The following is a 12994-nucleotide window of genomic DNA, read 5'->3' as shown; positions in this document are numbered from 1 at the left end:
GCCCCGGGGCCCTTGCGTACGGCGTCCCGTGCGCGTCCCGCGCGGCGCGTACGCCCGTACCGCTACTCGGTCTTGATGGCGGTCAGCATGTTCAGCCGGGCGGCGCTGCGGGCCGGCCACATGGCGGCCAGGACGCCGACGACGGCGGCCAGCAGGAGGAAGACGCCGATCCGGTCGTAGGGCAGGACCAGTTCGTAGTTCGGCACCGCCTTGGACAGGGTGGAGCCGACAGCCCAGGCGAGGAAGAGGCCGATGCCGATGCCGAGGACCGCGCCGAAGAGCGAGATCACCACGGACTCCAGGCGGATCATGTTCTTCACCCGGGCCCGGTCGAGGCCGATCGCCCGCAGCATGCCGATCTCCTGGGTCCGCTCGAAGACGGACATCGCCAGGGTGTTGACCACGCCGAGCACGGAGATGATCAGCGCCATGCCGAGCAGGCCGTACATGATGTTGAGCATCGTGTTGATGATGCCGCCCATCTCGTTGCGCATGTCCTGCTGGGTGGCGACGGTCATCGCCGGGTTCTTGCCGAGGGCGTCGATGACGGCCTGCTGGCTCGCCGCGGACTGGCCGCCGGCGGTGTTGACGTAGACCTCGGGGATGTGCTGCTGGTCGGTGTGCGCCGCGAGGATCTTGTTGTCGAGGACGAAGGGGGACAGCAGCCCGTCGAGGTCCTCGTAGACGGCGCCGACCTTCAGGTTGGCCTTCTGGCCGTCCTCGAACTGTGCCTGGAGGGTGGAGCCGACGGTCAGGTCCTGCTTCTTCGCGGTCTTCTCGGCGACGGCGACCTCGCCCTTGCCGAGGCTGTCCAGGGAGCCGCTGAGGACCTTGATGTTCAGGACCTGGCCGATGGCGGCCGGGTTGACGCCGGACGCGGCGCGGAAGGTGTCGCCGGTCTTGAAGTAGCCGGCGGCCTGCGGGGAGACCGCCTTGACGCCGGGGGCCTTGGCCAGGGCGTCGACGACCGACTTGTCGAGGCCGCCGATGCCGCCGGACATGGTGACCTTGTAGTCGGCCTTGAGCTTGTCGGTGCTCATCCGGTCGATGGCCTTGCCCATGGTGACGCCGAGCACGGACATGGTGGTGACGAGGGTGAGGCCGATCGCCAGGGAGGCGGCGGTGACGGCGGTGCGGCGCGGGTTGCGCACGGCGTTCTGGGCGGCCAGCTTGCCGGGGACGCCGAAGACCTTCTGCAGGGCCGGGCGGACGGCCGCGATGACCGGCCGGGAGAGCAGCGGGAGCAGCACGATCATGCCGATGAGCAGGAAGGCCGCGCCGCCGCCGATGACCATGCGGCCGTCGCCGCCCATCGAGACGCCGAGGAAGACGACGCCGACGCCCGCGAGGCTGATCACGGAGCCGATGACGTTGCGGACCACGAGGGACTTGGCGGAGGCCGGCAGGTGGGCGCTGCCCATGGCGGCGACCGGGGCGATCCGGCCGGTGCGCCAGGCGGGCAGCAGGGCGGCGGCGGTGGTGACGAGGACGCCGATGACCAGGGCGGCGATGACCGTGCCCGGGGCGATGACCAGGTCCCCGGCGGGGATCTTGGCGCCGATGGTGTCCATCAGGGAGCGCATGCCGGCCGCCAGTCCGACGCCGGCGGCCAGGCCGATGGCGGCCGAGAGGGCGCCGACGACGAGGGCCTCGGCGAGCACCGAGCGCATGACCTGGCCGCGGTTGGCGCCGACGGCGCGCAGCAGGGCCAGCTCCTTGGTGCGCTGGGCGACCAGCATGGTGAAGGTGTTGTAGATCAGGAAGATGCCGACGAAGAGGGAGATGCCGGCGAAGGCGAGCAGCATGTTGCTCATGCTGCTCATCCCCTTCTCGATGTCCTTGGCCTGCTGGGCGGCGAGCGCGGCGCCGGTCTGGGCCTTGGTGGTCTTGCCGTCGACGAGCGGCTTGATGTCGGCGAGCAGCTGGTCGGCGGAGGCGTCGGGGGCGGCGGCGACGGAGAGCTCGTCGTAGAAGCCGGGCTGGAGGTAGAGCTCCTGGGCGACCTTGGTGTCGAAGAGGACCAGGCTGCCGCCGGCGTTGACGGCGCCGTCCTCGGTGGTGAAGACGCCGGTGAGGGTGAACTCGCGGACCGGTCCGTTGGTGGCGACGCGGACCTTGTCGCCGGTCTTGTAGCCGCCCTTGGCCGCGGTCTCCTTGTCGAGGGCGACCTGGTCGTCCTTGACCGGGCCGGTGCCGTCGGTGAACGTGTAGCGGGGGTCCTTGCCGTCCTTGACGGGGGCGTAATTGGAGCCCTTGTTGGCCCAGCCGGTGCCGATCAGCTTGCCGTTCTCGTCGCCGACGCCGGCGAAGCCGGAGACGCGGCCGGAGACCGAGCCGACGCCCTTGACGGCCCTGACCTTGTCCAGGGTCTGCTGGCTGATGCCGGGGTCGCCCTCCTTCTGGCCGTCCTCGGAGCGGGCCTGCCCGTACGAGGTGACGGAGACGGCGACGCCGCGGTAGCTCTTGGCGGACTGGCCGGACAGGGACTTGCCGAGGGTGTCGGTGAAGACGAGGGTGCCGGAGACGAAGGCTACGCCGAGGGTGACGGCGAGCACCGTCATCAGCAGCCTCGCCTTGTGCGCGAGCACGTTGCGCAGGGCGGTACGGAACATGGGGATCTCAGTCCTGGGGCTGGAGGTCTGTGAGGAGGGCTGCGGGGGCTCCGCGGAGCGGGGCGGTCACGCTCCGGGTCAGCTGGTGCGGCCCTTGGCGTCGAAGGCCTTCATCCGGTCGAGCACGCCGTCGGCGGTGGGCGCGTACATCTCGTCGACGATGCGGCCGTCGGCGAGGAAGATGACGCGGTCGGCGTAGGAGGCGGCGACGGCGTCGTGGGTGACCATCACGACGGTCTGGCCGAGCTCGCGGACCGAGTTGCGCAGGAAGCCGAGGACCTCGGCGCCGGAGCGGGAGTCGAGGTTTCCGGTCGGCTCGTCACCGAAGATGATCTCGGGGCGGGCGGCGAGGGCGCGGGCGACGGCGACGCGCTGCTGCTGGCCGCCGGAGAGCTGGGTGGGGCGGTGGGAGAGGCGGCCGGAGAGGCCGACCATGTCCACCACGGTGTCCAGCCACTGCTTGTCGGGCTTGCGGCCGGCGATGTCCATGGGGAGGGTGATGTTCTCCAGGGCGGTCAGGGTCGGCAGCAGGTTGAAGGCCTGGAAGATGAAGCCGATCTTGTCGCGGCGCAGCTGGGTCAGCTGCTTGTCCTTGAGGGAGCCGAGCTCGGTGTCGCCGATGCGGACGGAGCCGGAGGAGAAGGTGTCCAGGCCGGCGACGCAGTGCATCAGGGTGGACTTGCCGGAGCCGGAGGGGCCCATGATCGCGGTGAACTGGCCCTGGGCGAAGTCGACGGAGACGTTGTCCAGCGCGACCACCTGGGTCTCGCCCTGGCCGTACACCTTGGAGAGCTGCGTGGCGCGGGCCGCCACGGCCTGTGCGGTGTGCTGCCGGGCGTAGTTCATGGCGGTCACGTGGGTGCTCCTGTCGAACGGTTCTGCGGTGGGGCGGGACCGTTCCATCCTCACCGGGGGCACCCCCGCCGGGGATCAGCCGAGGTGCCCGTTCGACGGCCCACTGGAGTCTGACCGCGGGCGGCGCCGTCTCCTCCTCTGGTATGACGGGGACGCCGTCGAGGGGGACGGTGCGGCGGTCCACGCGGGTCCGGCGCGGGGGGTGGCCCGGGGTGGCGCGGAGGCAGCGGAATCAGGTCAATCCCGGGGCGGGGCGGCGCATCCTCCGGAAGGGGGCCGACCGCGACTTATCGGGTCTGACGGCCACTCAATCGCCAATAAAATCAGACAACATCGGATAGAGAGCCCCCAGGTGGCAGGGGTGTTCCGGATAGGCTCATCACTGCGTTCAAGGCATTTTCCACGGGGCCCGCCGCGCCTTGCCCGGATGGTGGAATGGCAGACACGGCGAGCTTAAACCTCGCTGGCTCTCGGGCCGTGCCGGTTCAAGTCCGGCTCCGGGCACACATGCGGCTCTTCCGTTTATCGGCGGCGGTCCGCCGCGCCTTCTCCTAAGATCCTCCTCCAGCAGTAGGGTGCTTTTTTTGCGAGCGCATTACTCTTGACGCAAGGCCGCGCACGGTGGCCATGGAGGAGTGAGATGAGGAGCAGTAACCCGGTCTTCTCGCGACGGGGGTTCAGCCGCGACAACGGCGGCTACGCGGGCTTCGAGGCGCAGCACGCGCAGGCCGGGACCGCGACCAACCCGTACGCGACGAATCCTTACGCCACCGACCCGACCACCGGCATGCCGGCGGCCCCGGTCCGCGGCAGCGCGATGACCATCGACGACGTCGTGACCCGTACGGCCATGACGCTCGGCACCCTGATCGTCACCGCGACCCTCGCGTGGATCGCCCTTCCCGTCGACCCGGCCAACGTGAGCAAGTCGTACGGCGTCGCCGTCGGCTCGGCGCTCGTCGCGTTCGTGCTGGCCATGGTCCAGAGCTTCAAGCGCAAGCCGACGCCCGCGCTGATCATCGGCTACGCGGCGTTCGAGGGCGTGTTCCTCGGCGTGATCTCCATGGTCGCCAGCACCTACATCAGCCCCGGCGTGGTCGTCCAGGCCGTGCTCGGCACGATGTGCGTCTTCGCGGCGGTGCTCGTCGCCTACAAGATGCGCTGGATCCGCGTCACCCGCCGCTTCACGGGCTTCGTGATGGCCGCGGCCCTCGGCTTCGTCCTGCTCATGCTGGCGAACTCGCTGTTCATGCTGTTCGGCGGCGGTGACGGCCTCGGCTTCCGCAGCGGTCCGCTCGGCATCGTCTTCGGCATCGTGGGCGTCGTCCTCGGCGCCTGCTTCCTCGCCATGGACTTCAAGCAGGTCGAGGACGGCGTGACGTACGGCGCCCCGCGCGAGGAGGCCTGGCTGGCGGCCTTCGGCCTCACGCTGACCCTGGTGTGGATCTACCTGGAGCTGCTGCGCCTGTTCCAGATCCTCTCCGGCGACGACTAGTCGTACCGGCAGCAGCGAAAGGGGAAGGCCCCGCGAGCGGTCCGCTCGCGGGGCCTTCCCGCGTCCGGGGTTCCATCGGCTCCGGTGGGCCCGTGAGGGGGTGGACGGTGCTCGCCGGTGCGGTCAGCCGAACCTGCGGGCGGCTCTGCGCAGGCCGTACTCGTGGATGATCGCCTTGGCCTGGCCGTACGACAGCTCGTGCGCGCCGAGCAGCCAGCTGACCTTCTCCTCGAACCGGACGAGGGAGGGGCCTTCGTCCACGGTGCGGAGCCAGTCGGAGATCTCACGACCGGTGGTCTGGGGGATTCTTTCGATCATGTTGCGGTGGGTCTTCTCGGAGAACTCTACGGACATGGGCGCCTCCGGGGGGTGTCGCCGTGCTGTTCTCTTCACGTCACCGTGCCGCAGAGTTCGCCTGTTGGCAATGGTGCCGGTACGGCGCGTAAGGTCGCCCGGGTGCTCGATACCTCAGCCCTGAACGCCGCCGTGGAACGCTTCGCCGACCGGCTGCGCGCCGCCCCGCAGAGCCGGCTCCAGCGGGGTGCGGCCGCGGAGGGCCTGGAGCTGGCCCGTGAGCTCGCGCGGCGCGCCCAGCGGCTGGAGGACCCCGAGGGGGCGGCTCCGGCGCGCGTGATGCCCGACGCGGGCCCCTTCACCGTGGGGGACCAGGTGGCGGTGGCCGGCCTCGACCTCGCCGAGGCGCTGCGCGCGGCCGACCCCGCGGCGGGCCCGGACGGCGCGAAGGCCCCGTCCGAGATGCTGGACGAGGCCGTGGCGCTGGTGGAGCGGGCGGAAGTCAGAGCGATGCGATGACCCGGTCCGCGAGGATGTAGACGTTGCTGTCGGGGTCCTCGCCGTCACCGCAGGAGAAGGTCAGCGCGTAGGCGCCGGAGATGCCGGAGCCGCCCAGCAGGACCGGTGCGGTGCCCGAGCGCAGGGCCTCGGCGAGGCGCTCCGCGGTCTCCCGGTGGCCCGGGGTCATGCAGAGCGTGGTGCCGTCGGTGAACACGTACACGTCCAGGGTGCCCAGGGGGCCCGGGCGGACGTCCGCGAGGGCCGTACGGGCCTCCGCGAGCTCCTCCAGGCGGCTGACGGTGCGCTCGTGGTCGGCGCCGGGGTTCGGCTGGACCGGGACGAAGTCGGGGTGCGAGGGGTGGCGGCGGCGGGCCGCGGCCAGCTCGGCGGAATCCTCGGGGTACTCGTCGGCGAGGTCGTCGCCCAGGACGGGCTCGAGGCCGACCATGTCCGCCTGCCGGGGCAGGAAGACCGGGCCGTCCTCGCCGAGGCCGGGCAGGCCGCCCAGCAGCGAGGGGGCGTCGGCCGCGTCACGTGCCTCCTGCGCGGCCCAGAAGGCCCGCGCCTCGGCCAGCTCGCGCTCGCGCTCCTCGGCCAGGGCCTCGGCGACGGCGGCTCGTATCTCGGCGGCGGGGGACTGCACCGCGGCGCGGGCGTGCGGGACGGTCGCGGCGCGCGGGTGGGCCGGCACCGCAAGCTCACCGCGCAGGGCGGTGACCTGCTTGCGCAGTCCGTGGACGGCGTGCAGCGCAGCAGCGCCCACGGCCGTGGCAGCGGCCGTGGTCAGCAGCAGGGCAAGAGACATGGCGCTCACTGACTAACTCCTGGTTGATTCGATCCCCCGACTTCCTACATCAGCTTGTCCTGTGCTGTGAATGGCGTGCAGTGCATTACGTCATGAAATGGACAGGTCTTTCGTCCTTGCGGACCAAGGGGGATGGCTCCTGACCTGGGCAAATGCCGATCCCCCAGGACAAAGGTCACATCCTGGGGGAGATTCGGTCACAGCTCGGCCGCGACGGGGTTGGATCTGCCGTCAGTAGAGCGCACTGACCTGGAGGATCCCTTGCGGGGCCTGGGGGCCCCGCTCGATCCGGTGACCGCCGGGGCCGCCGGGGACTACGACAGTCGCTCGATCACCATGGCCATGCCCTGGCCGCCGCCGACGCACATCGTCTCCAGGCCGAACTGCTTGTCGTGGAACTGGAGGCTGTTGATCAGGGTGCCGGTGATGCGGGCACCGGTCATCCCGAACGGGTGACCGACGGCGATGGCCCCGCCGTTGACGTTCAGCTTGTCGAGCGGGATCTCCAGGTCGCGGTAGGACGGGATGACCTGGGCCGCGAAGGCCTCGTTGATCTCGAAGAGGTCGATGTCGCCGACGGTCAGCCCGGCCCGCTTCAGGGCCTGCTTGGACGCCTCGACCGGGCCCAGGCCCATGATCTCGGGGGACAGGGCGGTGACGCCGGTGGAGACGATCCGGGCCAGCGGGGTCAGGCCCAGCTCCCGCGCCTTCGTGTCGCTCATGATGACGAGCGCGGCGGCGCCGTCGTTGAGCGGGCAGCAGTTGCCGGCCGTGACCAGGCCGTCGGGGCGGAAGACGGGCTTGAGGCCCTCCACGCCCTCCAGCGTGACGCCGGCGCGCGGGCCGTCGTCCTTGCTGACGACGGTGCCGTCCGGGGTCGTGACGGGGGTGATCTCGCGGGCCCAGAAGCCGTTCTTGATGGCTTCCTCGGCGAGGTTCTGCGACCGCACGCCGAACTCGTCCATGTCCCGGCGGGTCACGCCCTTGAGACGGGCCAGGTTCTCGGCGGTCTGCCCCATGGAGATGTACGCGTCGGGGATCAGGCCGTCCTCGCGCGGGTCGTGCCAGCTGCTGCCCTCGCTCTGCGCGACGGCGGCGGTACGGGCCTCGGCGTCGGCGAAGAGCGGGTTGTGGGTATCCGGCAGGCCGTCGGAGGAGCCCTTCGCGAACCGGGAGACCGTCTCGACGCCGGCGGAGATGAAGACGTCGCCCTCGCCCGCCTTGATGGCGTGCAGCGCCATGCGGGAGGTCTGGAGGGAGGAGGAACAGTAGCGCGTGATCGTGGTGCCGGGCAGGTAGTCCATGCCCATCTGCACGGCGACGATACGGGCGAGGTTGTGGCCCTGCTCGCCGCCGGGGAGGCCGCAGCCGAGCATCAGGTCGTCGATCTGGCGCGGGTCCAGCTCGGGGACCTTCGCGAGGGCGGCCTGGATGATCGTGGCGGTGAGGTCGTCCGGGCGCACGTCCTTGAGCGAACCCTTGCCGGCGCGCCCGATGGGGGAGCGGGCGGTGGAAACGATGACGGCTTCGGGCATCGGGGCTCCAAGGGGGTGTGCGTCGTTGCGGGACCGCAAGCGAAGTTACCGCCCCGTACGGTCGGGGTCACCGCCCTCGGCGTGTGACGCCGGTCGCCTTTTTCACGCGCCGCTCGCACGGCTCGGCCGCAGGCGGCCTCCCCGGCTTCGCGCCGCCGCGCCGGACTCCGTCCGGCGGCCCGCTGGGCGGGGTCGGTTCGGGTGGCGGGTGCCGGTGGGTCGGGTGCGGGTCGTTGGCCGTTGCGCGGGGCTGGGTCCCCTACCCGCCCTTCCACCGTTCCCAGGGGCTCCGCCCCTGACCCCGTACGGGCGCTGCGCGCCCGTCGCCTCAAACGCCGGCGGGGCTATCCATAGCCCCGCCGGCGTTTGAGGCGCGGGGGTCTGGGGGCGGAGCCCCCAGGAGGGGTCCGGGCGCAGCCCGGGGAACGGGCGAAGGGCGGGTAGGGGACGGCCCCGCGCAGCGGGACACCGCCGGCAGCGGCCCTCGTCCGGCGGCAGGGCCCCGCTCAAGGGCCGGTCGGCCCCCGGAGGGGTTACGCGGGGTGGTCGTCCTGGACGGCGGGGGCCCCGGCGGTGGGGGCCGGCTGGGGGGACTCGGGTTCCGGGAGGCGCCGGCGGCGGCGGTGTTTCAGGAGGGCCCACGGCCCGCGGGCCGGGATGACCTCCGTGCCCGGCTCGCCCGCCGCCGCCGAGGCGGCCTTGGCCACCAGCAGCATGTCCTCGTCCCGCGACACGTCCAGCCGGTCCGACCCCGGCCACAGCCCCAGCGCCGCGCACAGCGTCGGCAGTATCGCCATCGCCGCCGTCGCGTACCCCTCCGCCGAGGGGTGGTACGAGTCCGGGCCGAACATCTCGCGGGGGTTCGCCGCGAACTCCGGGCCCAGCAGGTCCCCCATCGAGATCGTGCGCGCCCCCAGCGCGACCACCCCGATCGTCTGCGCCGCCGCCAGCTGCCGTGACACCCGGCGGGCCATCCACCGCAGCGGCTGGTACACCGGCTCGATCGTGCCCAGGTCGGGGCAGGTCCCGACCACCACCTCCGAGCCCGCGAGCCGCAGTCTTCGTACCGCTGAGGTCAGCAGCCGCACCGACTGCGTCAGCGGCATCCGCTTGGTGACGTCGTTCGCGCCGATGATGATCACGCACACGTCCGGCGCCGGGCCGCGCCCGTCCAGCAGCAGGCTCACCTGACGGTCCAGGTCGTCCGACATGGCCCCCGACAGGGCCACGTTCCGCAGCTCCACCGGCCGCTCGGCCACCGCCGCCAGGCCGGACGCCAGCAGCGCCGCCGGCGTCTGGCGGGCCCGGTGGACGCCCAGCCCGGCCGCCGTGGAGTCGCCGAGCATGCCCATCCGCAGCGGGCCCGGGCTCATCTCCGGCCCGTTGAACTCGCTCCCGTACAGGCCGTCCGCGCGCGGCGGATCACCCAGCCCGTTGCCCACCGTGCGCTTCGCGAACTGCACCTCCGCCAGCACCAGCCCGAACGCGGCGACCCCGACCAGCCCCAGACCGCCACCGCCGTACGCTGCCCCCGCCGCGATCCGGCGGGCCGTCCTCGCCCTGGACACCGTTGGAGCCACCTCCTGTGTCGTGTTGACCTACCTGCCCCGTACTGCCGGTCGGCCAATCCCTTTCCGCATACTCTGGCCGGACCTCCCGGAGAACCCGTGGAGTCCCCTTCTTGGAGAACATGGTGCAATTCCACGACTCGATGATCAGCCTCGTCGGCAACACCCCGCTGGTGAAGCTCAACCGCGTGACCGAAGGCCTGCAGGCCACCGTGCTGGCCAAGGTCGAGTACTTCAACCCCGGCGGTTCGGTCAAGGACCGCATCGCCGTCCGGATGATCGAGGCCGCCGAGCAGAGCGGTGCCCTCAAGCCCGGTGGCACCATCGTGGAGCCCACCAGCGGCAACACCGGCGTCGGACTCGCCATCGTGGCCCAGCAGAAGGGCTACAAGTGCATCTTCGTCTGCCCTGACAAGGTGTCCATGGACAAGATCAACGTGATGCGCGCGTACGGCGCGGAGGTCGTGGTCTGCCCCACCGCCGTCGACCCCGAGCACCCGGACTCTTACTACAACGTGTCCGACCGCCTCGCGCGCGAGCCCGGCGCCTGGAAGCCCGACCAGTACAGCAACCCGAACAACCCCCGTTCGCACTACGAGACCACCGGTCCCGAACTGTGGGAGCAGACCGAGGGGAAGATCACGCACTTCGTGGCCGGCGTCGGCACGGGCGGCACGATCTCCGGCACCGGCAACTACCTCAAGGAGGTCAGCGGCGGGAAGGTCAAGGTCATCGGCGCGGACCCGGAGGGCTCCGTCTACTCCGGCGGCAGCGGCCGTCCGTACCTCGTCGAGGGCGTCGGCGAGGACTTCTGGCCGACGGCCTACGACCCGAACGTCACCGACGAGATCATCGCGGTGTCCGACAAGGACTCCTTCCAGATGACCCGCCGCCTGGCGAAGGAGGAGGGCCTGCTGGTCGGCGGCTCCTGCGGCATGGCGGTCGTCGCCGCGCTGCGCGCCGCCGAGGGCCTGGGCCCGGACGACGTGGTCGTCGTCCTGCTGCCGGACAGCGGCCGCGGCTACCTCAGCAAGATCTTCTCGGACGAGTGGATGGCCGGGCACGGCTTCCTGGAGGAGGCCGGTCCCGCCGCGCGCATCGGCGACGTCCTCGCGGACAAGGAGGGCGGCATCCCGTCGCTCGTCCACATGCACCCCGAGGAGACCGTCGGCCAGGCCATCGAGGTGCTGCGCGAGTACGGCGTCTCGCAGATGCCGATCGTCAAGCCGGGTGCGGGCCACCCCGACGTGATGGCCGCCGAGGTCATCGGCTCGGTCGTGGAGAAGGAGCTCCTCGCGGCGCTGTTCGCGCAGCGGGCCTCGCTCGGCGACCCGCTGGAGAAGCACATGAGCGCCCCGCTGCCGCAGGTCGGCTCCGGTGAGCCGGTGTCCGAGCTGATGGCGGTGCTCGGCGAGGCCGACGCGGCGATCGTGCTGGTCGAGGGCAAGCCCACCGGCGTGGTGAGCCGTCAGGACCTGCTGGCGTTCCTGGCCAAGACGGCCAAGTAGGAACCGGGCGGGGGTCCCCGCGTACGCGGTCGGGGAGGCGGCGGGCCACGGGGCCGCCGCCTCCCCGCGGTCGCGCAGAAGGCGGGGACCGCCGCACCCCCGGCGGACCGGGGGGCGGGACGACGGCGGTCCCCGCCCGGGACACGGGCCGGGTCAGGGCCGTCCGCGTCCGTGGCGCCGGCGCGTTCCGGGAGCCGCTCCGGAGGCGCGCGGGCGCCGTGCGAGGTGCCGGCCGGGTGCGCTGCCTTCCCGGTCTCCCGGGCTCCCCTGCCGACGGACACCACTGTGGCGCAGCCGTGTTAAGCGGGTGCTGCCGTCACGTGTCGCCCCCGTACCGTTTGCGCGAAGGGCGCGTCGGCGGGCCGGCCGTCACCTTTCAGGCGCGCGGGTCGCGGCCGGGGCGGCGCAGGCGGCCGGCGTGGGCGAGGTTGACGCCCACGATGCCCGCCCAGGTGGCCACCAGGCCGCCGATGCCCTGGGTGACGCCGATGGCCGACAGCGGGACCGCCAGCACCAGCGTGACGATCGCGAAGCCGAAGCGCTCCCCGAAGGCGCTCACCGATCCGGCGGGGCCCTGCCCGGCCGTCCCGCCGCGCACCTGGAGCAGCCGCTCCTCGGCGAGGCGGCGCCGGACCTGGGTGTCGACCTTGTCCACGAAGGAGTCCACGAGCGCGGCCTCGTACTCGGGCCCGAGCTCCCGCCGGGCCTCCAGCGTCGCGGCGAGTTCCTTCTTGAGCTCTGTCATGCCGCCACCGTAGGAAGGGCCGCCGCGGCCCGCACTGGGGGTAGCCCCCGTATCCGGATCGCGGGCACCGGCTTGCCCAGCTGCATAGACACATGCAGAGTGCAGGGTGACTGAATATCTCACCGGGGACGGGACGGAGGGGGCGGCGATGAACGACAGCCCGGCCGCACGGCTGCAACGGCTGTTCGAGGGACACCGGCTGACGCCGACCCAGCGGCGCATCGCGCACTGCATGGTGCGCGGCGCGGCGGAGGTGCCCTTCCTGTCGAGCGTGGAACTCGCCGAGCTGGCCGGGGTGAGCCAGCCCTCGGTGACCCGGTTCGCCGTGGCCCTCGGTTTCGACGGGTACCCGGCGCTGCGCCGGCACCTGCGCGAGGTCGCGCCCGCCGGGCGTCCCGAGCCGGCGCGCGAGGGCGAGTACAACGAGTACCAGCAGGCCGTGCAGGGCGAGATCGAGAACCTCCAGCGGCTCTCGGCGATGCTCGCGGACCCGGCCCCGGTCGAGGAGGCGGGCCGGGTGCTCGCGGCCTCGGCGCCGCTGCCGGTGCTCGGGCTGCGGGCGGCGTCCTCGCAGGCGCGCGGGTTCGCGTACTTCGCGGCCAAGGTGCACCCGGACGTACGCCTCCTCGACGAGGGCGGCTCCATGCTCGCCGACCGGATCGACGCGGCCGCCGCGGCCGGGGCCTCGGCGCTGCTGTGCTTCGCGCTGCCGCGGCACCCGCGCGAGGTGGTGGAGGCCCTGGAGCACGCGCGGGCGGCGGGGCTGACGGCGGTGACGGTCGCCGACTCGGCCTTCGCGCCCGTCGCCCGGCACTCGGACCTGCTGATCCCGGCACCGGTCGGCACCGGGCTGGCCTTCGACACGGCGTGCGCGCCGATGCTGCTGGGGCGGGTGCTGCTGGAGGCGATGGCGGACGCCCTTCCGGACGCGCAGGCGCGGCTGGAGGACTTCGACGCGCGGGCCGCTGCGCGGGGGCTGTTCGTGGAGTAGGCCGTGGCCCTCCCGGGCGGCTGGGCGGGGCGGGGGCCGCTGCGCGGGCCCGGGGTCCCCTACCCACCCTTCGCCCGTTCCCCGG

Annotated in this window: 11 protein-coding genes and 1 tRNA gene; 5 read left to right on the top strand and 7 right to left on the bottom strand. The window is 72.2% G+C overall.

Going from position 1 to position 12994, the window contains the following annotated elements:
• Positions 1–62: 62 nt before the first annotated feature.
• On the bottom strand, positions 63–2612 hold the full coding sequence (locus D1J60_RS14130) for an ABC transporter permease (protein WP_125821336.1): 2550 nt from the start codon (positions 2610–2612) through the stop codon (positions 63–65).
• A gap of 78 nt (positions 2613–2690) precedes the next feature.
• Positions 2691–3458: an ABC transporter ATP-binding protein gene (locus D1J60_RS14125; RefSeq protein ID WP_125603645.1), complete on the bottom strand. Its 768-nt coding sequence runs from the start codon at positions 3456–3458 to the stop codon at positions 2691–2693.
• 430 nt (positions 3459–3888) lie between these two features.
• Between D1J60_RS14125 and D1J60_RS14120 the strand changes: the two genes are divergently transcribed.
• A tRNA-Leu gene (locus D1J60_RS14120) sits at positions 3889–3971 on the top strand.
• Positions 3972–4107: 136 nt separating this feature from the next.
• Entirely contained in the window at positions 4108–4962 is an 855-nt protein-coding gene (locus tag D1J60_RS14115; protein WP_125821335.1) for a Bax inhibitor-1/YccA family protein, read from the top strand.
• Between the two features lie 123 nt (positions 4963–5085).
• On the opposite strand, the gene D1J60_RS14110 is transcribed toward D1J60_RS14115, so the two are convergent.
• The gene (locus D1J60_RS14110) at positions 5086–5316 is read right to left on the bottom strand and encodes a DUF4287 domain-containing protein (RefSeq protein WP_007264509.1); all 231 of its coding nucleotides are present in this window, start codon (positions 5314–5316) and stop codon (positions 5086–5088) included.
• Positions 5317–5418: 102 nt separating this feature from the next.
• Here D1J60_RS14110 and D1J60_RS14105 point away from each other — a divergent pair, with 102 nt between their 5' ends.
• The gene (locus D1J60_RS14105; RefSeq protein ID WP_125821334.1) at positions 5419–5775 is read left to right on the top strand and encodes a hypothetical protein; all 357 of its coding nucleotides are present in this window, start codon (positions 5419–5421) and stop codon (positions 5773–5775) included.
• Here the strand turns inward: D1J60_RS14105 and D1J60_RS14100 are convergent.
• From D1J60_RS14100 to D1J60_RS14090, 3 genes are all read right to left on the bottom strand, one after another.
• On the bottom strand, positions 5759–6562 hold the full coding sequence (locus D1J60_RS14100; RefSeq protein ID WP_206436641.1) for a hypothetical protein: 804 nt from the start codon (positions 6560–6562) through the stop codon (positions 5759–5761). The genes D1J60_RS14105 and D1J60_RS14100 overlap by 17 nt on opposite strands.
• Positions 6563–6876: 314 nt before the next feature.
• A complete protein-coding gene (locus tag D1J60_RS14095) occupies positions 6877–8097 on the bottom strand; it encodes an acetyl-CoA C-acetyltransferase (protein ID WP_125603249.1) in 1221 nt (406 codons plus the stop codon).
• A 533-nt stretch (positions 8098–8630) separates the two neighbouring features.
• Positions 8631–9677 carry an SGNH/GDSL hydrolase family protein gene (locus D1J60_RS14090; protein WP_125821332.1) on the bottom strand — a complete coding sequence of 349 codons (1047 nt, stop codon included), beginning with the start codon at positions 9675–9677 and terminating at the stop codon, positions 8631–8633.
• Positions 9678–9790: 113 nt separating this feature from the next.
• Here D1J60_RS14090 and D1J60_RS14085 point away from each other — a divergent pair, with 113 nt between their 5' ends.
• Positions 9791–11173: a cystathionine beta-synthase gene (locus D1J60_RS14085; protein WP_125603253.1), complete on the top strand. Its 1383-nt coding sequence runs from the start codon at positions 9791–9793 to the stop codon at positions 11171–11173.
• 376 nt (positions 11174–11549) lie between these two features.
• Here D1J60_RS14085 and D1J60_RS14080 read toward each other — a convergent pair whose 3' ends face one another.
• The gene (locus D1J60_RS14080) at positions 11550–11918 is read right to left on the bottom strand and encodes a hypothetical protein (protein ID WP_125821331.1); all 369 of its coding nucleotides are present in this window, start codon (positions 11916–11918) and stop codon (positions 11550–11552) included.
• Between the two features lie 148 nt (positions 11919–12066).
• On the opposite strand from D1J60_RS14080, the gene D1J60_RS14075 reads away from it, so the two are divergent.
• Positions 12067–12909, top strand: coding sequence for a MurR/RpiR family transcriptional regulator (locus D1J60_RS14075; protein WP_125603246.1), 843 nt, complete (start codon positions 12067–12069; stop codon positions 12907–12909).
• The last annotated feature ends 85 nt before the right edge of the window (positions 12910–12994 follow it).

This window comes from Streptomyces sp. W1SF4 (assembly GCF_003950035.1).
GTDB classification, from domain to species: Bacteria; Actinomycetota; Actinomycetes; order Streptomycetales; family Streptomycetaceae; genus Streptomyces; species Streptomyces racemochromogenes.
The sequence above is the reverse complement of the archived record's forward strand: the minus strand, read 5'-3'. Positions and strand labels throughout refer to the sequence as shown.